We start from the raw sequence: 20,890 nt of genomic DNA, 5'->3' as shown, positions 1-20,890 counted from the left end.
CAAACACCTGGTTCTGTCCCCACTTCTCACGCGAAGCCGCGTCAACCAAAACGACGACGCTGCCACTGTCGTCATCGAAAGGGTTGGGCTGCACCGGATTACCCATCAACTCGTCGATACGCGGTGTCCGCCGGCGCGTTGCCATATTGGTGAATTTGCGCCTGCTGTTGCGGTTTCGGCTCTTCATCGACATCGAGTGGCAGCCCGACGATCGAGGAAATGAGGTCGCGGTCGTCCTGCTCTACACCATTGGCGAGGGCATGAGCTGCGTGCCAGCGATCCCTGTCGTCGCGTTCCTGGGAAAGCTTGAATCGTCCTCTCATATCGTCGATGTCGATCTCGAAACCGACGAGTAGTGGAAAGAGGCGCTGATCGCTGGCCGCTTCGCGCGTCAGCCGGAAGCCGCCCGGCGTTGGGTCCGCTGCGGCGGCGATACCGCGCAGACCGTTGACGACGGCGTCCTTGTCGCGCAGGATCCGTGCACGCCCACGAACCTCCACAGTGATGGAGTTCCACGTGGGCAGTTGCGCGGATTCGTACACGTGCGGAGAGATGTATCCGTTTGGTCCATGGAACAAAACGAGGACGCGTCGCCCGTCGAGAAGCTCGGTGTGCGGGTTTGCAAAGTCCATGTGGCCGAACAGAACCCCCAATGACCCGCGCGATGTATCGAGGGTCAAGGGAAGTTGCGTGACAACCGGCTCGTCTACCCCGCTGGCAGAGACAAGTGTGGCGAACCGGTATCGATTGATCACGTCGTGCAAGCGGTCCGGATCGGTCTCCAGATATCGCTTAGGTGGATACTCGCCATGGACGCGTTGCTTGCGGCGTATCGGGGCGCCGCTTGGCGCATTTCCGATCTCTTGCGCGATGGCCTGAGCTCGGAACGGCAACAGCGACAACAGGGTATCGCCGATTCCGAACCACGCTTCGCCGTACCCCTGCAGGAACAGCCTGGCGGTCACCGCGGGCACGGTGTTGACTCGACAGCTCCGAGTCAGCGAGATCGCGCCGGATTCATCCCACAAGACATGCGGCAGAACATGGCGAAACACCTCGGCGTCCAGCACACGCTCGTAACCAGTGGCAAGGACGGCACCGTCGAAGTGGAACTCACTGGAATCGCCGCTGAAGCGGTCTTCGAAGCTGGCGACGACTTGGTCGTCGATTTCTTCGATTTGCGAGAGCCGTGACTCACGATGCAGGAGTAGCCGGCGACATCCCTTCACCTCGTCGAGGTAGGTGATTTGGTATAGCTTCTGCAGCAGATCCGCGTCGACGACGCCATAATTGGTCGAGCGTAGTGCGCTGCGCAGCGCAACTCGTTGTGCTGGCGGATGATTGTAGAAATCCGCCGCGCTCGTCGAGAAGAAGTGTTCATTGATGAACGGAGAATGATCGGTGGCGCGAAGGGTACAGTCAGAAATGAACAGGTGGATAGTCGCTCCGGGGTAATGGTTCAACAGATAATCGACAATTTCTGCTGCGCTTTGGCCGTTGCCGATAACCGCGAATCGGTACGGCTTTTGTGATTCGTTGAATCGGTTCGTGAAGTTCGGCAAAAATGCACTTGAGTGGAGCACCGCCGACGCATCCGCACGCGCGCCGAGAAGACGCGGAACGCCGCCGCCGCCAAAAATGACGTTCGCGGTGAAGAAGCAGGACTCTGCGCCCGTAGCCATGTCACGTACATGGACTCTGAACCGCGTAAGGTGCCCGTTCGATGATGGGGAATGGCCAACGGGGACCACGGCGGTGACGATTGTGTTGTAGCAGACTCTGTCAGTGAAGAATTCGGCTACCCAGCGAAGATAGTCATTGTACTCGAGCCGGCTCGGGTGGAATTCGTGGAGATTGACGAATTGTTCCAGGCGACCTCTGGCTTTAGCATACTGAAGAAATGTGTAGCGGCTTGCTGGATTGCGAAGTGTCGCCAGATCTTTCAGGAATGAAATCTGCATTTTCGTGCCGTCGAGCAGCATTCCTGGATGCCATTGGAAGGTTCCGCTACGTTCGAAAAACAGGCCCTTCCGGTCCGGTACGATTTCGTCGGCCGCTACGGCTAGTGCCAGATTGGATGGGCCGAAGCCGATACCGATGAAATCGAGGTCGGAATCGTGGCCCTCACCGGGCGGCATAGATGTCATGTTGTCGTTCCTCCCCCACTGTCATCCGGCCCTCCGCCCAGGACTACCCGGCTCGCCCGTGGGCTCGTGCGCACGCACGATCGGAACCCACTCCCGCAAACTTGACACCTGTAGCCATAACGGGGATCGAGGGAATCGTGTTACCCGACTGCGACAGTCGCTGCAGCCAAGCCGCCCCACCTCGCTGCCTTGTATATCCGCAGGTTACCGTCCTCCCGTAGTTCCCCGCACGACAGAGTCGAGGTCATCGTAACTCGCCCTCCGAAATCTGTAGCAACTATTTCGGCAAAATCTGGTGATTGCCCAGCGAAGTATGAGCACAGCGTTCAAGTCGTCCGCTTGCGAGCGCCGCGGCGCCTTACACCGGCCCGGTCATTCCGGCGCGACGGACACTGTTCGAGCGCGACATCTACCTCGAATAACGTTCCCGCGCCCAACTGTTCAGCCACGGGTGCAGCCTCGACGACTACCGGTCCGTCACGCCACCTGGCGTGCCCTCGGCGAGGCGTCAAGCCAGGGCCGGCGGCGCACGAAATATCCCTGCAATAAAAAATTAGCGCCGCAGTAACAGAAAACTATTTGACCGAACGGACAATATCCCGTGGTTCGGCAATTTGAATGTGCTGCCGGCATCGTCAATTACCGCCTATAGCAATGATCCGTTGGCGGGCGAAATCTCGTTCGGACGACTTTGGCGCGTCCGGGGGCCCCTCGTGAGCACCTCCGAGCGTGGCAAAGCGTCGATTTTCGGCGGCGTGTCGTGTGCGGCCAGGACACTCGCGGTGCGCCCACGCACAACTGGCGTACATGCCCACGCGCAGAAGAGGAACCGCTAGCGGGAGGCCTTCTTGCGTTCGATATCGGCCAGAGCCGCCGCAAGTTCCGCGCGCTGCGCAGCCGATGTCTCCCACGCGTGTTGGCGGTTCTTGACCACCTTCGCCGGAGCGCCGACCGCGATCGAGTAATCGGGGACGTCGCCTCGCACGACGGCGTGCGACCCCAGCACGCACCCACGCCCGATCGTGGTGTTGCGCAGCACGGTCACCTTTACCCCGACCCACGTGTCGGGCCCGATCCGCACCGGGCCCTTGACGATGCCCTGGTCCTTGATCGGCACGTTGATGTCGTCCATCCGGTGGTCGAAGTCGCAGATGTAGCACCAGTCGGCCATCAACACCGAATCGCCCAACTCGATGTCGAGGTAGGTGTTGATCACGTTGTCGCGGCCGAGCACGACCTTGTCGCCGAACCGCAGCGAACCCTCATGGCAACGAATCGTGTTCTTGTCGCCGATGTGCACCCAGCGGCCGATCTCCATCGTCGACAACTCCGGCGTCGCCTCGATCTCCACACCCTTACCGAGGAACACCATGCCGCGGGTGATGATGTGCGGATTGCGCAGCTTGAACTTCAGCAACCGCCAGTACCGCACCAGATACCACGGCGTGTACGCGCGGTTGGCCACCACCCACTTCAGCGAGGCCAGCGTGAGGAACTTCGCCTGTCTCGGGTCGCGCAGCCGCGACCCGCGCCAGCGCTTGTGTAACGGCGCGCCCCACATCGTCGTCATGGCCGGAAAGCCTACGCGAGCGATCCCACCCCGAACGGTTACCCTCACGTGGGCCCAAGACGAGGAAACGGGAAAGGATCGAGTGTTCCGGCGATTGACCGTGCTGCCTGTGCTGGCACTGACAGCGCTGATCACGGCCACATTGGCAGGGTGTCAAAGCACCGACTCCTGGGTCGAGGCGAAGGCCGCCGACGGCTGGGCGGCCCAGTACCGCGACGCCGGCAACAGCAGCTACCAACCGCGGGCGGGCGCCGACACGCTGCGCCTGGAGTGGACCCGCTCGGTCAAGGGCAGTCTCGCGGCCGAGGTCGCGCTCGCATCGGGCAGCTACCTGGCCGTCAACGCGCAGACGTCCGCCGGTTGCTCGTTGATGGTGTGGGAGGCCGACAAGAACGCTCGGCAGCGCTGGTGCACCCGGCTCGTGCAGGGTCCGGGACCCGGCGCCCCGCTCTCCAGTCCTCTCTGGGACGGGTTCGACAACCTCTACATCGGACAGCCGGGCGCGATGCTGTCGTTCCCGCCGACGCAGTGGATCCGCTGGCGCCAACCGGTCATCGGGATGCCGACCACCGCCCGCATCCTCAACCCGGGTCACCTGCTGGTCGTGACGCATCTGGGGCAGGTGCTGGTCTTCGACGCCCACCGGGGCACCGTGGTGGGCAGTCCGGTGGACCTGGTCGCCGGTGTCGATCCCAAGGACCCCGAGCGCGGGCTCGCCGACTGCCGCCTCGCCCGGCCCCGCTGTCCGGTGGCCGCCGCGCCGGCCTTCGCGGCCGCGAGCGGGACCGTCGTGCTCGGCCTTTGGGAGCCCAACGCCGACAAGCCCATCGTCGTCGGGTTGCGGTACCAACCGGGCCAGACGCCGATGCTCACCCGGGAGTGGACCAGCGACGCCGTCGGCGGCGGGCCCCTGGCCAGCCCGGTGTTCTCGGCCGACGGGTCGACGGTGTACGTCAACGGCCGCGACGAGCAGCTGTGGGCACTGAACGCCGCAGACGGAAAAGCCAAGTGGTCGGTTCGGCTCGACTACCTCGCGCAGACGCCGCCGTCGGTCTCACCCGACGGGCTCATCGTCGCGGGCGGGGGCCCGGGCGCAAAGTTGGTCGGGATCCGAGACGACGGCGACCGCGGCGAGGTGCTCTGGACCCGCGATGACGTCGCGCCGCTGACGACATCGAGCCAGGCCGGCCCCGACGTCGCCTACACCGTCACGCGCGAGGGCGCCGGAGACGACGCCGGCCAAGCGCTGCTGGTGTTCGATCCCGCCGACGGCCGCACACTCAACACCTATCCGCTGCCGAGGGCGACCGGCTGGCCGGTCGGCGTCTCCGTGGGGAACGACCGCCGCGTCGTGACCGCCACCAGTGATGGTGTGGTGTACGGCTTCGCGCCCGATTAAAGCGCGAGCAGCGGTGCCACCGCGGCGCGCGGCACGTTCGCCTGAACCGGACCGGAGGATTCGGGGAACAGTTCACCCTGGCTGAAGAAGAAGATCAGCGAATCGTCGGTCAACGCAAAGTTCTGGTAGTTAGCGGGATCCATGCCGTCGCCGGGCGGCACCGGTTCGATCATGCCCTGCCTCTGTAGGTACCGGTCGATCTCGGGATAGATGACCTCCAACGGCTTGGTGCCCGGCTTGAACAGGGTGTCGAAGGTGATTGGCGCACTCTTGGCGACGTCCCAGTTGAACGCCTGGTAGAAGGTCTGCGGGCGCACCCCGCCGACGTTCTGCCAGACGGTGAAGACCACGCTGCGGGTGCCCGCGACCGGCGGCCCCGACCGATAGCCGATGCCTTCGGCGTCGAGTTCGTAGGGCAGGTTGTAGGCGTCTGGGTCCTGGGCGACGTTGACGAACCCGTCGCGGGTCTTCTTCAGATAGTCGACCAGAGGCGCTTGGTCGGGGTAGTCGTTCGGATAACTCAAATCGACGGTGTACGTCGGGGTCTCGACGTGCACCCGGCATATCTGGTCCGGCCCGACGATGCCATGGAGGTCGGCGCACCCGGTTTGCGCGCTCGCAGCCGGAGCGGCGAAGACGCCCACGACAGCGGCGACCGCGAACGGGGCAGTCCACCTGAGAATGCGCATTGTCGACGTCCTTGCAGCCGGCACCGGTCTGGATACCGGCATCACCGCCACAATACGTGTGCGGTCAGCGGGACGAACGGCAAATGAATGCCGTTGCCCTACTTGTTCCCCCGGCCCCGATGCGGGCGATGACCACCGAAGCTTGCTGTGTGCCACGCAGGCGAAGTCTCGGGCGCAGCGCGTCGGGGTCCACCTCGACACCGCGGACGAGGATCTCGACCGCCCCGACATCGCGTGCCGAAAGTGCCTGGCGCAGCCGTCGTTCGCCGAACGGTATCTCTTCGAGCACTTCGAAGCCCCGCACCCCGTGCGGCAACCCGTTCCCCGACAGGTAGGCGATGTCGCGGTCTAGTTGCCACAGACCGTGGCGCGCCGCGTAATGCCGCACCAGACCGGCGCGCACGATTGCGCCGTCCGGGTCGACGATCCACCGCCCGGCCGGCGACACCGCGCACTCGTCGGGTTCGCCGTCGGTGACCTGTTCGCCGGTGTCCAACACCGTGGCTCGGCGCCGCACGCCCGATTCCGCCAGCCCCGCCGACCACAGGCACGCCTCACGCACACTGCCCGCCGCCGAGGTGACTTCGATCTCGCCGTCGAACCCCAGCCCGGTCACCGCGTCGAAATCGATTCCGGGAGCACACTTGACGGCGAGGTCGCGACCGCGGTACGCCTCGAGAAGCTCGTCGAGCGGGGGTGTGTAGTCCCGGGGGTCGAACCGGCGTCGTCCGCCGCTGCGTCGGGCGGGGTCGAGCACGATGACGGCGTCCCGCGTCACCGGACGCAGCGCGTCGGCGCGGCAGACATCCACGTCGGCGACGTTGTTGCGAGCCATCGCGAGACGGACCGGATCGATGTCGCTGCCGACCACGAGTGCGGCCGAATCACGCAGCGCCGCAAGCTCGGTGCCGATCGAGCAGGTCGCATCGTGCACCCGCAAACCGGCCAGCCGTCGCGCGCGGTGACGGGCGACCGGTTCGGCGGTGGCCTGCTGCAGCGCCTCGTCGGTGAACAGCCAGTCGTCGGGGCGAGAGAGTTTCGCCTTCGCCTTCCTGCGCAGCACCGTGGTCTCGACCAGTATCGCGGCGCGCTCACCGAAACGGGCCCGCGCCGAGGCGATGTCGGAGATCAGCGTCGCACTCGTCAGCCGCAGCGCGGCGATCTCCCGAAGAGCGGCGACACCGGCCTCGCTGCGCAGATAGCCGACGTCCTCGACGCCGAACGCCACAGTCACTTCGCGGGCGGCTTGACCCCCGTCACCATGACGTTGTAGAACCAGCCCTTCGGGACCACCTGACGCCAGATGTTGTGGTCCACCCAGGACAACGCAATCCAGCTGTTGAACGCGAATTTCGCCCAGCCCCAGCCCAATCGGTCCGGCGGCACCGCGGCCTCGAAGGTGCGCAGCGGCCAGCCGAGCATCGCCGCGGTGAACTCGGTGGTGGCGGTGGACACGTCGACGGCGCCTGCATTGCCTGCCATGCGTTCCAGGTCGGCTGGTGAGAACGTGTGCAAGTCGACGATCGCCTCCAACGCGGCCGCGCGTGACGACTCGTCGAGCTCGGCCTGCGGGCGGCGCCAACCCGACAGCCCCGGCAGCCTCGTCACATTCGTCACCGCCCGCCACGTCAGCGTCGACAGCGGACGCGCGTAGCTCTCGCCCGCGTTCGTCGGCTCGCCGGCGAAGATGAATCGGCCCCCTGGCTTGAGCACCCGCACCACTTCCCGCAGCGACAGTTCGACGTCGGGGATGTGGTGCAGCACCGCGTGGCCGACCACCAGGTCGAAGGTGTCGTCCTCGTACGGGATGCCCTCGGCGTCGGCGACGCGGCCATCGACCTCGAGGCCGAGGTTCTCGCCGTTGCGCACGGCCACCTTGACCATCCCCGGCGACAGGTCGGTGACCGATCCGCGCCGCGCGACCCCGGCCTGGATCAGGTTCAGCAGGAAGAACCCGCTGCCGCAGCCCAGCTCCAACGCCCGGTCATAGGGCAGCTTGCGCTGCTCATCGAAGGGGACAGTCGCGTCGAACAGGTCGCGGGCGTAGTCCACACACCGCTTGTCGTAGGAGATCGACCACTTCTCGTCGTAGCTCTCCGCTTCCCAGTCGTGGTAGAGCACCTGGGCGAGCTTCGAGTCGTGACGGGCCGCCTCCACCTGTTCCGCGGTGGCATGCGGATTGGGGACCGGAGCCGCGGAGTCGGCGACATCAGGGACAGTGTCGATTTCCTCAAAGCTCATAACAGGGCAGCCTAATTGTCGAAGGTGGCCTTGGCGGCAGCCAGTACCCGCGGCGGATGCTCGACGAACCGCCGCGCCCAGGCCAGCGCCGCGTCGTACACGCCGTCGGGCGCCACCATCTGGTCGATCAGACCCAACGCGAACGCCTCCTTGGCGTCGACGAACCGGCCGCTGAACACCAGGTCCTTGGCCTTGCTCAGGCCGACGGCGCGGGCCAACCGCGACGTGCCGCCCGCCGGCACGAGCCCGGCCAGGATCTCGGTCACTCCAAACTTGACGTTGTCGCCCGAGATTCGCCAGTCGGCGCCGAGCGCCAGCGCCAGCCCGCCGCCCAGGGCGTAGCCCGTGATGGCGGCGACCGTGGGCTTGGGGACCGCGGCCAGCGCGTCGACCGCATCACGGCAGCCCCGTGCGGCCGCGGCGGCTTCGTCGGCGTTCAGCGTGCGCAGTTCGGGCACGTCGTCGCCGGCGGAGAAGATCTCGTGGCCGCCGAAGACGATCACGGCGTGGACGTCGTCGCGGCACCCGACGCTGTGGGCGGCGCCGGCCAGCTCGCGGTACACCTGGCGGGTGAGCGCGTTGGTCGGCGGCCGCGACAGCAACAGCGTGGCGATGCCGGGTTGCGCATCGCTGGTGTGGACGGAGACGAACTCGCTCATGCCTGGCGCGTATCGGATTCGTAGCCCTGCGGCGCGCGACGGTTACGGGCGGCGTTGTACCGGTCGCTGTTGAAGAACTCGATCTCCCAGTTGCCGGTGTCCTTGTTCGCCGCCAGATGAGGTGTCACGGAGACGATCTGGCGTTCCACTGCGAGCACTTCGGCAACCGTGCGGCCGTCGAGCGAGTCGAGTTGGGTCCACGTGGGCGGCAGCAGGAAAGTCCGGCCGTCGGCGAAGTCCTCGAGCGCTTCATGTGGGGTGATCCAGTCGGCCCTGTCGGTCTCGGTGTTCTCCCCGTCGGCGCGTTGCCCCTCCGGCAGCGTGCCGACGAAAAAGTAGGTGTCGTAGCGGCGGGTGCGTTCCTCCTTGGGCGTCACCCAGTTCGCCCACGGCCGAAGCAGATCGGCGCGCAGCACCAGGTTCTCGCGGCGCAGGAAGTCGGCGAACGACAACGACCGATTCACCAGGTCGGCCCGCGCCTCGCGGTAGACCGAGGCGTCGTCGACGAGCACGTCGGGGTCGTCGGCCGCGCCGGCGAACAACACCCCTGACTCCTCGAACGTCTCGCGCGCCGCCGCGCACACCAACGCCTGCGCCAGATCCGTCTCGACGCCGAAACGCGTTGCCCACCAGGCAGGTTCGGGACCGAACCAGGCGATGTCGGCGTTGCGGTCGCGGTCGTCGACACCGCCGCCGGGAAACACCATCACCCCGGCCACGAAATCCATCGCCGAGTGCCGCCGCATCAGGAACACTTCAAGCCCCGGGTGCTTGTCGCGAATCAGCATCACGGTCGCGGCAGGCCGCGGCGTCAGTGGTTCGTCGGCCGGTTGGTCTGTCATGCTCGCCTCCTGTGTGCGGCCCGGCTTCTGGCCCGCCGCGCGAAGTACCGGCCCTCCACGATCTCGAGTGTGATCGCCTGGCCGAACGCCTTGGACAGGTTCTCGGCGGTCAACACGTCCGGTAGCAGGCCCGAGTCCACGACCTTGCCCTCGGACAGGATCAGCCCGTGGGAGAAGCCGCGCGGGATCTCCTCGACGTGGTGGGTCACCAGCACCATCGCCGGCGAGTCCGGGTCGGCCGCCAGGTCCTCGAGTCGGGCCAGTAGTTCCTCGCGCCCGCCGAGGTCCAGTCCAGCGGCGGGTTCGTCGAGCAACAGCAGTTCGGGGTCGGTCATCATCGACCGCGCGATCAGCACCCGCTTGCGCTCCCCTTCGGACAAGGTGCCGTACGTGCGTTCGGCCAGGTGTTCGGCGCCGACACTCTCGAGCATGTCGATCGCCTGCTCGTAGTCGGTGTCGTCGTACTGCTCGCGCCACCGGCCCAGCACCGCGTAGCCGGCGGAGACCACCAGATCGCGCACCACCTCGCCGTCGGGCACCCGCTGCGAGAGCGCCGAACTGCTGAGCCCGACACGGGCCCGCAATTCGGTCATGTCGGTGCGGCCGAGTCGCTCGCCGAGCACGTACGCCGTCCCCGACGACGGATATTCCAGGGCGGCGGCGATGCGCAGCAGCGATGTCTTACCGGCGCCGTTGGGACCGATCACCACCCAGCGTTCGTCGAGTTCGACCGCCCAGGTGATCGGCCCGACCAGGACCTGACCGCCGCGCCGCAGCGACACCTTGGCGAAGTCGATCAGCACATCGGGGTCGGCTGCATCTCCTTCGGTGGCGGGCACCCGCTCATCGTAGTCAGGCGATTACGGTGCGCTCGTGCTCGCCCGGCGGGTGTTCGCGCACCCAAGCCGACCGCCTGCACGACGAAACCCCGCTACGCATGGTGCGGGAAGCGCAACCGGATCAACTCGAGTTCACGGGCCATCCGCTCGGCGTCGCGGTCCTGGTAGTCGGTGTACGCGATCGGCGGGTGCCAGGTGAAGTGCCTCGCGAGACGCCGGCTCATCCGAGAGATCCAGTTTGTCCTCATGGCCCCCATCGTCCGCGGTGACTGGCTTGCTCTTCAATAGCCAGTTCGTCCATACTGGCCTGTAATGACCGTCGAAATCCCGGCACGTGCGCTCGATGTGGACCTCTTGGTACGCGAGCTGGGTAACTGGCGGACCTCCAGTCGGAGCGGTCCGGCCTATCGGGGTTTGGCCGATGCGATCCGATTGCTCATCGTCGACGGACGCGTGCCCGTGGGTGCGCGACTGCCCAGCGAACGCGCGCTCGCCGACGTGCTGCGGGTATCGCGCACGACCGTCACCGGCGCCTATACGCAACTGCGCGAGGACGGCTACCTCATCGCCCGTCGCGGAGCGCGCAGCACGACCGCGTTACCCGTCGCACCGGCGGCGCGCGCCGAGCCCACCCCGCCGGCGGTGAGCTTGGCCGCCGCGGCGCTGTCCGCCCCCGCCGCCGCGGTGATGGAGGCGTTCGCCGAGGCCACCCACGACGTCACGCCGTATCTGCACGCGCCGGGACACGAACTCGTCGGCGTCACCGCGCTGCGCCAGGCTATCGCCGAAAGATACTGCGAGCGCGGTCTTTTGACCGAACCGGACGAGATCATGGTGACGACGGGCGCGCTGCACGCCATCGGGCTGATCCTGACCACCTATGTTCAACCGGGCGATCGCGTGCTCGTCGAGCAGCCCACCTATCACGGTGCGCTGTCGTCGATGATGACCGCCGGAGCACGGCCGGTCCCCGTCGCGATGACCGAAACCGGCTGGGACCTCGACGCGTTGCAGAGCGCGCTGCAGCAGTTGTCGCCGAGCCTGGCGTATCTGATTCCGGACAACCAGAACCCCACCGGGTTGACCATGCCCGCGGCGGACCGGAAACGGTTGGCGCGCATCATCGCCGAGACCCGCACCCGCACGGTCATCGACGAGACCATCCTCGACATGTGGCTGGACGAGCCGGTGCCGGGGCCGATCGCGGCCGAGATGGCTTCGCGTCGTGATCTGGTGCTCACCGTCGGTTCGATGTCGAAGTCGTTCTGGGGTGGGCTGCGGGTCGGCTGGATCCGCGCGGAGCGCGCGACGATCGCCACCCTTGCCGCGCTCCGGCCGTCGGTCGACATGGGTACGGCGGTACTCGAACAATGCGCTGCCGCAAGGCTTCTCGCTCGACACGACGATGTGCTGCCGGAGCGACGCGCAATCCTGCGCAGCCGTCGCGCCCATCTGCAGAAGCTGCTGAGCCAGCACCTGCCCGACTGGCAACCCGGCCCGGGAGCGGGTGGCATGTCGTTGTGGGTGCGGCTACCCGCGCCGATGAGCACCGCGCTGTCGGCCGCCGCCTCCCGGCTCGGCCTCGACCTGCCCGCCGGGCCGCGGTTCGGGGTGGACGGCACGCTCGAGCGGTTCGTCCGAGTGCCGTACGCGCTGCCCGAAGAGCAATTGAGTGAGGCGGTGGAACTGCTGGCGCGGTCCTGGCACAGCGTCACCGGGCTGTCCGCCCCGGAGCCGACGACCGTGGTGGTCTAGTAACCGCCGCGTGGGCCCACGCGCAAGCTGGGGACGACCGTGTCTGCACGTGACACGCCGCGAAAAGTTGGCATTTTGCGGTCGCTCGCGCGAGATGTCAGTCCGGGATGTCGACCCGGCGCACCAGTCCGTCGAGGGCGTCGGCGGCCTCGATCTCGCCGCGGGTGATACCGAGGATGAACAGGACGGTGTCCAGGTACGGATGGCTCAGCGAGGTGTCGGCGACCTCCCGCAACGCCGGCTTGGCGTTGAAGGCCACACCGAGACCCGCGGCGGCGAGCATGTCGATGTCGTTGGCGCCGTCGCCGACGGCCACCGTCTGCTCCATCGGCACGCCGGCTTGTTGGGCGAAATCGCGGAGCGCCTTGGCTTTTCCGGCCCGGTCGATGACGGGCCCGATGACCCGCCCGGTCAGCTTGCCGTCGATGATCTCGAGTTCGTTGGCCGCGACGAAATCCATCATCAGCTCGTGTGCGAGCGGTTCGATGACCTGACGGAAGCCGCCCGACACGATGCCGCAGTGATATCCCAACCGCCGCAGTGTGCGCACCGTGGTCCGGGCTCCGGGGGTCAACTCGATCTGTTCGGCGACGTCGTCGAGCACCGTCGCGGGCAGGTCCGCCAGCGTCGCCACTCGCCGGTGCAGCGATTCGGCGAAGTCGAGTTCGCCACGCATGGCGGCTTCGGTGACCTCGGCGACGGCGGCCTCCGCGCCGACGCGAGCGGCCAACATCTCGATCACCTCGCCCTGGATCAGGGTCGAGTCGACGTCGAATACGATGAGTCGCTTGGCCCGTCGCGTCAGGCTGTAGTCCTCGAGCGCGATGTCGATTTCCTCGGTGACCGCGACCTGTGCCAGCGCCTGCTGAAGCTCTTCGTAGACCGCTTGGCCGGACACCGACACGCGCAGCTCCAATCCCGTCACCGGGTAATCGGATACGCCGCGGATGAAGTCGATGTTGACCTTCAGCCTGGCAAGCTCACGGGCGACCACACCGAATGCCTCGGCCGTGATGGGACGGCCGAGCACGACGATGGTGTGTGTGGAGGGTTCGCGTAGGACGGGTTCGGCGTCACTGCGCTCGATCGTGACGTCCAGCCCGACGTCGTGGATCGCCGTCGTCACCGCATCGCGCAGCTCGGCACCGCCGGCCACCTCGGCGGGGCCGGCGACCAGCACGCCCAGTGTCAGCCGCCCGCGGATCACGACCTGCTCGACGTTGAGCAACTCGACCTGATGCCGCGACAACACCTCGAACAGGGCCGACGTGACACCTGGTCGGTCTCGGCCCGTCACCGTGATCAACAGCGACGAGCGCGCGCGCGACGGCATGCTCACCCCCGTTCGCGGCCGATCGTCAGCTCGATTGGTCGACGGGCCGCGAGTCCGAGTGATCGTGACTGCGCCCCACGTGGGCTTCGGCGCGCATTCGTTCCACCATGTGCGGGTAGTGCAATTCGAAAGCAGGGCGCTCCGAACGGATTCGGGGCAGCTCGGTGAAGTTGTGCCGCGGCGGCGGACACGAGGTCGCCCACTCCAGCGAGTTGCCGTAACCCCACGGATCGTCGACGGTGACCGGCTCGCCGTACCGCCAACTCTTGAAGATGTTCCAGACGAACGGCAGCGTCGAGATGCCGAGGATGAACGCGCCGATGGTCGACACGACGTTGAGCGTGGTGAACCCGTCGGTGGGCAGGTAGTCCGCGTAGCGGCGCGGCATGCCCTCGTCACCGACCCAGTGCTGCACCAGGAACGTGGTGTGGAAACCGATGAAGGTCAACCAGAAGTGCAGCTTGCCCAGTCGTTCGTCGAGCAGCCGGCCGGTCATCTTCGGGAACCAGAAGTAGATGCCCGCGTAGGTGGCGAACACGATGGTGCCGAACAGCACGTAGTGGAAGTGCGCGATGACGAAGTAGCTGTCGGTGACGTGGAAGTCCAGCGGTGGGCTGGCCAGCAGCACGCCCGACAGGCCACCGAGCAGGAACGTCAGCAGGAAGCCGACAGAGAACAACATCGGCGTCTCGAACGTCAACTGGCCCTTCCACATCGTGCCGATCCAGTTGAAGAACTTGATGCCGGTCGGCACCGCGATCAAGAACGTCATGAACGAGAAGAAGGGCAGCAGCACCGCGCCGGTGGCATACATGTGATGCGCCCACACCGCGATGGACAGTGCGGCGATCGAAATGGTCGCGTAGATCAGCGTGGTGTAGCCGAAGATCGGCTTGCGGCTGAAGACCGGGAAGATCTCGCTGACGATCCCGAAGAAGGGCAACGCAATGATGTACACCTCGGGGTGGCCGAAGTACCAGAACAGGTGCTGATACAGCAGCACGCCACCGTTGGCCGGGTCGTAGATGTGCGCGCCGAGATGGCGGTCGGCGGCCAGGCCGAACAGCGCCGCCGTCAGCAGCGGGAAGGCCAGCAGCACCAGGATCGACGTCACCAGAATGTTCCAGGTGAACACCGGCATCCGGAACATCGTCATGCCGGGGGCGCGCATGCACACCACGGTGGTGATCATGTTGACCCCGCCGAGGATGGTGCCCAGACCCGAGATGGCCAGGCCCAGGATCCACAGGTCTCCGCCGGCGCCGGGTGAGTGGATGGCGTTGCTCAGCGGCGCGTACGCCGTCCAGCCGAAGTCAGCCGCACCGCCCGGGGTGATGAATCCGGAGATGGCGATCAGGGCCCCGAAGACGAACAGCCAGAAGGAAAGGGCGTTGAGTCGCGGGAACGCCACGTCGGGGGCACCGATCTGCAGCGGCAGCACGAGGTTGGCGAACCCGAACACGATCGGCGTCGCGTAGAACAGCAGCATCACCGTGCCGTGCATGGTGAACAGCTGGTTGAACTGTTCGTTCGACAGGAACTGCAGGCCCGGCATCGCCAGCTCGGTGCGCATGAACAGCGCCATCAGCCCGCCGATGAAGAAGAAGATGAAGCAGGCGACGCAGTACATGATGCCGATCAGCTTGTGATCGGTGGTGGTGATGAGCTTGTAGACCAGGTTGCCCTTGGGGCCGAGTCGCGCCGGGAACGGACGCCGTGCCTCGAGTTCTCCGATTGGGGGCGCTTCGGCTACCAACAGGTCCTCCATACATCCAGGTCGGGACATCCCCGCGGTTTTCTCGATGAATCCTAGCTGCCGTCTCACGCGCGAGTCGGGGGCGGTCCTACAAAGTGTCGTATTGGCTCACTCCCGTCGGCTCACAGCCCGGGAGCTGGCCGGATGTTACCGTCGGCGACGTGCTGATCAGCGGACCGCGGAGGGGTCTTTTGGCGGGCCGGACGCTGGGGCTGGCGGCGATCGCCACCGCAGTCGCCATGACTGTGATCAGTGGTTGCGGCTCCCCCGGCGGCGATGAGTCCCGCACCGGCGCAACGCGGTCAATCGTGACGAGTACGACGAAAATCGCCGGCGCCGGAGTGCTGGGCAACGAGCGCAGGCCGGACGAGTCGTGCGCACCCGAACCCACGCCGGTGGATCCGGGGCCGCCGGACCGGATGGTGCGGCACGCGGCGGGCGAGACCCGGGTACCCGCCGACCCGCAGCGCATCGTGGTGCTCTCCGGTGACCAACTCGATGCGCTGTGCGCCCTCGGGCTGCAGTCGCGGGTGGTGGCGGCCGCGTTGCCCGACGGTTCGGACAGCCAACCGTCGTACCTCGGGCAGGTCATTCACGATGTACCCGGCGTCGGCACCCGCAGCGCCCCCGATATGGACGCCATCCGGGCCGCGGCGCCCGAGCTGATCCTCGGTTCGCAGGCGTTGACTCCCGAGGCGTTCGGCGCACTGTCGGACATCGCGCCGACGGTGTTCACCGGGCCACCCGGGCCGGCGTGGCAGGACAACCTGCGCACGGTGGGCGCGGCGACCGGTCGCCAGGACGCAGCCAACGGTCTGGTCGAGGGATTTCACCGCGCCGCCGACAGGACCGGTGCCGACAACGACGCCACGCATTTTCAGGCGTCGGTCGTGCAGTTCACCGACACCACGATGCGGGTGTACGGCGCCGACACGTTCCCGGGCAGCGTGCTCTCCGACGTCGGCGTCGATCGCCCTGTGACGCAACGCTTCACCGACAGGCCCTACATCGAGGTGGGGATCAGCGACAGGGACCTGGCCGACAATCCCGATCTGTCCATCGCCGACGGTGACATCGTCTACCTGTCGTTCGAGTCCGACGCGGCTCGCGAGCGCGCGCCGGAGGTGCTGGAGAGCGACGCATGGAAGAGACTCGGCGCCATGCGCGACGGGCGGGTGTTCGCGGTCAACAACGAGGTGTGGCAGACCGGGCAGGGCATCGTCGCCGCCCGGGGGATCCTCGCCGACCTGCGGTGGCTCAACGCCCCGATCAACTAGCGTTCGAGCCGTGTTCCACGTCTTGAAGTCGACCTATCTGCAGCCGCCCGACGTCGTCAACCAGACCAGGCCAGCTCACCTCGAATGGCTCGAGAACGAGGTCAGCGCGGGCCGGATCGTGCTGGCCGGCCGCCGGGAGGACGAGTCCGGCGCCGTTCTGATCACCGGCGACATCGATGCCGATGCGGCCCAAGACGTCATCGCCCGCGACCCGTACACGCTGGCCGCCGTCGCCAGCTATGAACGGCTGTCGTTCAACGGCGCGTTCCGCGCGCCGGGACTGTAGGGCGGATCTCACAGCTCGACCCGGAATGATCGCGGTGCGGCCAGCCGTTGTCGTGGTGGGCCCGCCGCACCGTCAGCGGCGGTTTTCTCGATAGTCACTCGAAGCAGAAGAAGGCCGTTATGAGCACTGTTACCGCATATGCCGCACCGTCGGCGACCGAACCGCTCGCCCAAATCACGATCACCCGCCGCGAGGTCGGGCCGCGCGACGTGGCGTTCGACATCCATTTCTCAGGCATCTGTCACTCCGACATCCACACCGTCCGCGACGAGTGGGGCCGGGCGAGTTATCCGCTGGTGCCCGGGCACGAGATCGCAGGCATCGTCACCGAGGTCGGTGCCGAGGTCACCAACTTCGCGGTGGGCGACCGGGTCGGCGTGGGCTGCTTCGTCGACTCCTGCCGCGAATGTGCGCAGTGCCGCGCCGGCGAGGAGCAGTACTGCGCCAAGGGCATGGTCGGCACTTACAACGCTGTCGGTCGCGACGGTGAGCCGACGCAGGGCGGCTACAGCGGCGCCATCGTGGTGGATGAGAACTATGTGTTGCGCATTCCCGACGGCCTGCCGCTGGACGCTGCCGCGCCGCTGCTGTGCGCGGGCATCACGCTGTATTCGCCTCTGCGACACTGGAATGCGGGTCCGGGCACCCGGGTGGCGATCGTCGGGCTCGGCGGGCTGGGCCACATGGGCGTCAAGCTTGCGCACGCGATGGGCGCGCACGTGACGGTGCTGAGCCAGTCACTGAAGAAGATGGAGGACGGGCTGCGTCTCGGCGCAGACGAGTACTACGCCACCTCTGATCCCGAGACCTTCACCAAACTGCGGGGATCGTTCGACCTGATACTGAACACCGTGTCGGCCAACCTCGATCTGGCCGGCTATCTCGGATTGCTCAAACTCGACGGGACGCTGGTGGAGCTGGGGATGCCGGAGAACCCGATGTCGGTGCCCGCTGGCGCGCTGATCTTCGGCCGCCGCCGCATCGCCGGCTCGTTGATCGGCGGCATCGCCGAGACGCAGGAGATGCTGGACTTCTGCGCCCAGCACGGTGTGCTGCCGGAGATCGAGGTCATCACACCGGATTACATCAACGAGGCGTACGAGCGGGTGTTGGCCAGCGATGTGCGGTACCGGTTCGTGATCGACACCGAGTCACTGCGGTGACGACCCAAAGCACGGAGTCACTGCGGGCTTGATTCGCCGAAACTGCGGCGAGATCGCGATTTCCGCGAAAGTTGCGATCTCGCTGCAGTTTCGATCCTGCTCAGACGTTCAGAACCCGCGGATCTCGACCGCGTTGATGAAGATGCCGTGGCCGGTGCTGTCGTAGGTGATCCGCGTGCGCAGCCCCTCCGGCTGGACGGTCCAACCGTTGACCTGGTACGCCTGCCCGCCGTCCACGGATACGGGTGCGTCCACCGGATCGGCGATAAGGCCTCGGTCCCAATAGAACTCGCCGGTCCCCCGCACGACGGCGAGGTTCAGCCGCTGATTCCATTTGGACGTCTCGGGAGGCGCCATCCCCCACGGCTGTCCGTTCGTCAGCGCGCATACCGTCATCGGTCCGCCGCCGAACGCCACTTCATCCGCGCTCAGCAAACACCGCACCGCGCCGGAGTCGAGCAGCACCTGCTGCCCCGGATCCGCTGCCGCCGGCGGTGCCAGCACCACCGCGCCCAGGACTGCCGCACCCAAAGCCGTAACTGCCCGCCGAATCATGCCCGTCTCCACGTCACCCGCCATCACCTTCAGCCGGGAATGGTCTCATGGTGGCGATCATGACAGGCCGGTTTCCCGCGATCTGAAACTTCAGTGTCTGCTGACCGCAGCACCTACTCGTCGGCGGCGCGGTGCGCGGCCCGGTTCTGTGCCCGCTCGTCCGCAGCTTCCTGCTCCTCTGCTTTCAGAACAATTGCGTCAGGACCGGGAACCACCGTCGCGACATGGCCGGTCGCGACCCAGCGCACCACGTACGGCGGCGACCCGTCCGCCGAGTGCACCTCCGTAATAAGCCCCCGCTGCTCCGAAAGCTCTGTCGTCCTGCCCTTGATCACCAACCAATCGCCTACGTTTGCCTTCATCACCAGCTCCTCCTGCGCTCCTGTTCCATTCTGCGCGTCTCCCGGGCGTAGACAATCTCGCCTCGTCATCTTGGGACAGGGTGTGGCAGCCGTGCGAGGCGAAAGAGCGGTTGGCCGAAACGCGCTGGCGATCGCGCGCAGCCGTCGCAAGGCACCTCTGCGCGGCGCAGCAGCGGGTACAGAAATTCCCCGTCGCCGATGACGTACGACCGCGAAGTCAGTGAACCGGGAAGGCGGCGATCCGAGCGTCGCTGGTTAGGGTGTCACTCCGTCGGCGACGATGATGAGACGCTCGCAACCGAACACCCGTCCGTTGACTGAGGTCCTCCGGCGCGTCCTCAGCCGACGCTGCCCGGTGTACCGATCGGAACCTGTACACCTACCCAGTTGCACGGTGTCCAGGTCCGCCATGCGACCAGTGCGCACTGCTGCTGGGGACTCAGCGACGGCGCACACGGCGGCGTCCCCGGCACCCCACACACGGCAGGGTCAGCCGACGCGGCACCCATACCCACGTAACCGCCGACACCGATCGAGGCTGCGGCGGCCCCGATCATCAGCAATCGTCTCAACATGTCCAGCCCTGCCTTCTGTCGTTCACGTCAGGGGTGTTGCGCTCGTCGCTGGAGCCGCCCCGACGGCTGTTGCTGCCACGGCAACGCGGCCACGCCGGGGTTCGAATCGTTTGGCATGCCCCGCTTTTGATCTTGAAGCTGAGCCGGTCCGCCCCAGCCGGGGCCCGCCCACAACACCAAGTTTGCGCGCGAGACGGCGGAATGGAATCAGGTGTTTCCCTATATTTCGAGCTCGCCTCAGCTAACCCGACAAGACGCGGTGGGAAAAGTACCGCTGGACAGTAGTACCAGCAGCGCTCCCGCCGACAGCCTCCTGAACTGCGGCTCTAGAAGTCCCAGTCCTCGTCTTCGGTGACGACGGCCTTGCCGATCACATACGACGACCCCGAGCCGGAGAAGAAGTCGTGGTTCTCGTCGGCGTTCGGCGCCAGCGCGGACAGGATCGCCGGGTTGACGTCGGTCTCGTCGCGCGGGAACAGCGCCTCGTAGCCCAGGTTCATCAACGCCTTGTTGGCGTTGTAGCGCAGGAACTTCTTGACGTCCTCGGTCAGCCCGACACTGTCGTATAGGTCCTGGGTGTATTCGACCTCGTTGTCGTAGAGCTCGAACAGCAGCTCGTAGGTGTAGTCCTTGAGCTCCTGCTGCTTGGCGGCGTCCTCCATGGCCAGCCCGCGCTGGTACTTGTAGCCGATGTAGTAGCCGTGCACGGCCTCGTCGCGGATGATCAACCGGATCATGTCGGCGGTGTTGGTCAGCTTGGCCCGGCTGCTCCAGTACATCGGCAGGTAGAAGCCGGAGTAGAACAGGAAGCTCTCCAGCAGCGTGGAGGCCACCTTGCGCTTCAGCGGCTCGTCGCCCTTGTAGTACTGCATGACGATCTCGGCCTTGCGCTGGAGGTTCGGGTTCTCCTCCGACCAGCGGAATGCGTCATCGATCTCGGCGGTCGAACACAGCGTGGAGAAGATGTTGCTGTAGCTGCGCGCGTGCACCGACTCCATGAACGCGATGTTGGTGTAGACCGCCTCCTCGTGCGGGGTCAGCGCGTCCGGGATCAGGCTGACCGCCCCGACCGTGCCCTGGATGGTGTCGAGCAACGTCAGGCCCGTGAACACCCGCATCGTCAACTGCTTCTCGTTGTCGTTGAGCGTGTTCCACGACGGGATGTCGTTGGACACCGGAACCTTCTCCGGCAACCAGAAGTTGCCCGTCAGCCGATCCCACACCTCGGCGTCCTTCTCATCCTGGAGACGGTTCCAGTTGATCGCCGAAACGCGGTCAATCAGCTTCATGCCATCACTCACGACAACCTCGTTTCCCCTGGGTCTTTGGATGGTCTGCAGCCGCCCTAAACGGTTCTGTTTCCCAATTGCGACACTACCCCTGGGGTCGGACATCTCGTGCCAACCCAACATGTTGATCTCACCGTGTCGCCGGCAACTTCG

The 20,890-nt window shown here is 66.1% G+C and carries 19 protein-coding genes; 5 read left to right on the top strand and 14 right to left on the bottom strand.

The genetic code is table 11. The features are described 5' to 3' along the window. Nucleotides 1-98 precede the first annotated feature (98 nt). The gene (locus AU185_RS17640) at nucleotides 99-2,138 is read right to left on the bottom strand and encodes a SidA/IucD/PvdA family monooxygenase (protein WP_059100814.1); all 2,040 of its coding nucleotides are present in this window, start codon (nucleotides 2,136-2,138) and stop codon (nucleotides 99-101) included. Between the two features lie 841 nt (nucleotides 2,139-2,979). Beyond that, nucleotides 2,980-3,717 carry an acyltransferase gene (locus tag AU185_RS17635; RefSeq protein ID WP_059100815.1) on the bottom strand — a complete coding sequence of 246 codons (738 nt, stop codon included), beginning with the start codon at nucleotides 3,715-3,717 and terminating at the stop codon, nucleotides 2,980-2,982. Nucleotides 3,718-3,799: 82 nt separating this feature from the next. On the opposite strand from AU185_RS17635, the gene AU185_RS17630 reads away from it, so the two are divergent. Next, nucleotides 3,800-5,116, top strand: a complete 1,317-nt coding sequence (locus tag AU185_RS17630; RefSeq protein ID WP_059100816.1) for an outer membrane protein assembly factor BamB family protein — start codon at nucleotides 3,800-3,802, stop codon at nucleotides 5,114-5,116. Here the strand turns inward: AU185_RS17630 and AU185_RS17625 are convergent. The 7 genes from AU185_RS17625 to AU185_RS25375 all read right to left on the bottom strand — a co-directional run bounded on the left by AU185_RS17625 (nucleotide 5,113) and on the right by AU185_RS25375 (nucleotide 10,634). Then, nucleotides 5,113-5,805 (bottom strand): esterase, encoded by a 693-nt coding sequence (locus AU185_RS17625; RefSeq protein ID WP_059100817.1) that lies wholly within the window; start codon nucleotides 5,803-5,805, stop codon nucleotides 5,113-5,115. The genes AU185_RS17630 and AU185_RS17625 overlap by 4 nt on opposite strands. A gap of 64 nt (nucleotides 5,806-5,869) precedes the next feature. Beyond that, nucleotides 5,870-7,033 (bottom strand): class I SAM-dependent methyltransferase, encoded by a 1,164-nt coding sequence (locus tag AU185_RS17620; protein WP_059100818.1) that lies wholly within the window; start codon nucleotides 7,031-7,033, stop codon nucleotides 5,870-5,872. Nucleotides 7,034-7,035: 2 nt separating this feature from the next. Then, the gene (locus AU185_RS17615) at nucleotides 7,036-8,046 is read right to left on the bottom strand and encodes a class I SAM-dependent methyltransferase (RefSeq protein ID WP_059100819.1); all 1,011 of its coding nucleotides are present in this window, start codon (nucleotides 8,044-8,046) and stop codon (nucleotides 7,036-7,038) included. Nucleotides 8,047-8,057: 11 nt separating this feature from the next. After that, on the bottom strand, nucleotides 8,058-8,705 hold the full coding sequence (locus tag AU185_RS17610; protein ID WP_059100820.1) for an enoyl-CoA hydratase: 648 nt from the start codon (nucleotides 8,703-8,705) through the stop codon (nucleotides 8,058-8,060). Then, complete coding sequence (locus AU185_RS17605; protein WP_059100821.1) at nucleotides 8,702-9,547, bottom strand: NUDIX hydrolase; 846 nt, start codon at nucleotides 9,545-9,547, stop codon at nucleotides 8,702-8,704. Before AU185_RS17605 ends, AU185_RS17610 begins: the two co-directional genes overlap by 4 nt. Continuing rightward, entirely contained in the window at nucleotides 9,544-10,386 is an 843-nt protein-coding gene (locus AU185_RS17600) for an ABC transporter ATP-binding protein (RefSeq protein WP_059100822.1), read from the bottom strand. The genes AU185_RS17605 and AU185_RS17600 overlap by 4 nt, the downstream gene beginning before the upstream one ends. Before the next feature lie 92 nt (nucleotides 10,387-10,478). Continuing rightward, complete coding sequence (locus AU185_RS25375) at nucleotides 10,479-10,634, bottom strand: hypothetical protein (RefSeq protein ID WP_172800323.1); 156 nt, start codon at nucleotides 10,632-10,634, stop codon at nucleotides 10,479-10,481. 64 nt (nucleotides 10,635-10,698) lie between these two features. On the opposite strand from AU185_RS25375, the gene yczR reads away from it, so the two are divergent. Then, nucleotides 10,699-12,141, top strand: a complete 1,443-nt coding sequence (yczR, locus tag AU185_RS17595; RefSeq protein WP_059100823.1) for a MocR-like transcription factor YczR — start codon at nucleotides 10,699-10,701, stop codon at nucleotides 12,139-12,141. A gap of 97 nt (nucleotides 12,142-12,238) precedes the next feature. Here yczR and serB read toward each other — a convergent pair whose 3' ends face one another. Together serB and ctaD are read right to left on the bottom strand one after the other, a co-directional pair. Further along, complete coding sequence (gene serB / locus AU185_RS17590; protein ID WP_059101120.1) at nucleotides 12,239-13,474, bottom strand: phosphoserine phosphatase SerB; 1,236 nt, start codon at nucleotides 13,472-13,474, stop codon at nucleotides 12,239-12,241. A gap of 25 nt (nucleotides 13,475-13,499) precedes the next feature. Further along, nucleotides 13,500-15,230: an aa3-type cytochrome oxidase subunit I gene (gene ctaD / locus AU185_RS17585; protein ID WP_059101121.1), complete on the bottom strand. Its 1,731-nt coding sequence runs from the start codon at nucleotides 15,228-15,230 to the stop codon at nucleotides 13,500-13,502. 161 nt (nucleotides 15,231-15,391) lie between these two features. Between ctaD and AU185_RS17580 the strand changes: the two genes are divergently transcribed. The 3 genes from AU185_RS17580 to AU185_RS17570 all read left to right on the top strand — a co-directional run bounded on the left by AU185_RS17580 (nucleotide 15,392) and on the right by AU185_RS17570 (nucleotide 17,956). Beyond that, nucleotides 15,392-16,507 (top strand): iron-siderophore ABC transporter substrate-binding protein, encoded by a 1,116-nt coding sequence (locus AU185_RS17580; RefSeq protein WP_059100824.1) that lies wholly within the window; start codon nucleotides 15,392-15,394, stop codon nucleotides 16,505-16,507. Nucleotides 16,508-16,517: 10 nt separating this feature from the next. Next, on the top strand, nucleotides 16,518-16,793 hold the full coding sequence (locus AU185_RS17575) for a YciI family protein (RefSeq protein ID WP_059100825.1): 276 nt from the start codon (nucleotides 16,518-16,520) through the stop codon (nucleotides 16,791-16,793). 119 nt (nucleotides 16,794-16,912) lie between these two features. Then, the gene (locus tag AU185_RS17570; RefSeq protein ID WP_059100826.1) at nucleotides 16,913-17,956 is read left to right on the top strand and encodes an NAD(P)-dependent alcohol dehydrogenase; all 1,044 of its coding nucleotides are present in this window, start codon (nucleotides 16,913-16,915) and stop codon (nucleotides 17,954-17,956) included. A 108-nt stretch (nucleotides 17,957-18,064) separates the two neighbouring features. Here the strand turns inward: AU185_RS17570 and AU185_RS17565 are convergent, their stop codons facing one another. The 3 genes from AU185_RS17565 to nrdF form a co-directional block, all read right to left on the bottom strand. Next, a complete protein-coding gene (locus AU185_RS17565) occupies nucleotides 18,065-18,511 on the bottom strand; it encodes a hypothetical protein (RefSeq protein WP_059101122.1) in 447 nt (148 codons plus the stop codon). A gap of 113 nt (nucleotides 18,512-18,624) precedes the next feature. Then, a complete protein-coding gene (locus AU185_RS17560; RefSeq protein WP_059101123.1) occupies nucleotides 18,625-18,873 on the bottom strand; it encodes a DUF1918 domain-containing protein in 249 nt (82 codons plus the stop codon). 901 nt (nucleotides 18,874-19,774) lie between these two features. Then, nucleotides 19,775-20,737, bottom strand: coding sequence for a class 1b ribonucleoside-diphosphate reductase subunit beta (gene nrdF / locus AU185_RS17555; RefSeq protein ID WP_059100827.1), 963 nt, complete (start codon nucleotides 20,735-20,737; stop codon nucleotides 19,775-19,777). Between the last annotated feature and the right edge of the window lie 153 nt (nucleotides 20,738-20,890).

The sequence above is a fragment of the Mycobacterium sp. GA-0227b genome (assembly GCF_001499855.1).
In the GTDB taxonomy this organism is placed as follows: Bacteria; Actinomycetota; Actinomycetes; order Mycobacteriales; family Mycobacteriaceae; genus Mycobacterium.
This window is presented reverse-complemented; position numbering and strand designations above follow the sequence as displayed.

Coding starts and splice junctions, on each gene's coding strand:
- nrdF (WP_059100827.1), bottom strand. CDS start 20,737: ATGAAGCTGATTGACCGCGTTTCGGCGATCAACTGGAACCGTCTCCAG.
- AU185_RS17615 (WP_059100819.1), bottom strand. CDS start 8,046: ATGAGCTTTGAGGAAATCGACACTGTCCCTGATGTCGCCGACTCCGCG.
- AU185_RS17570 (WP_059100826.1), top strand. CDS start 16,913: ATGAGCACTGTTACCGCATATGCCGCACCGTCGGCGACCGAACCGCTC.
- yczR (WP_059100823.1), top strand. CDS start 10,699: ATGACCGTCGAAATCCCGGCACGTGCGCTCGATGTGGACCTCTTGGTA.
- AU185_RS25375 (WP_172800323.1), bottom strand. CDS start 10,634: ATGAGGACAAACTGGATCTCTCGGATGAGCCGGCGTCTCGCGAGGCAC.
- AU185_RS17635 (WP_059100815.1), bottom strand. CDS start 3,717: ATGACGACGATGTGGGGCGCGCCGTTACACAAGCGCTGGCGCGGGTCG.
- AU185_RS17610 (WP_059100820.1), bottom strand. CDS start 8,705: ATGAGCGAGTTCGTCTCCGTCCACACCAGCGATGCGCAACCCGGCATC.
- AU185_RS17605 (WP_059100821.1), bottom strand. CDS start 9,547: ATGACAGACCAACCGGCCGACGAACCACTGACGCCGCGGCCTGCCGCG.
- AU185_RS17565 (WP_059101122.1), bottom strand. CDS start 18,511: ATGATTCGGCGGGCAGTTACGGCTTTGGGTGCGGCAGTCCTGGGCGCG.
- AU185_RS17560 (WP_059101123.1), bottom strand. CDS start 18,873: ATGAAGGCAAACGTAGGCGATTGGTTGGTGATCAAGGGCAGGACGACA.
- serB (WP_059101120.1), bottom strand. CDS start 13,474: ATGCCGTCGCGCGCGCGCTCGTCGCTGTTGATCACGGTGACGGGCCGA.
- AU185_RS17640 (WP_059100814.1), bottom strand. CDS start 2,138: ATGCCGCCCGGTGAGGGCCACGATTCCGACCTCGATTTCATCGGTATC.
- AU185_RS17625 (WP_059100817.1), bottom strand. CDS start 5,805: ATGCGCATTCTCAGGTGGACTGCCCCGTTCGCGGTCGCCGCTGTCGTG.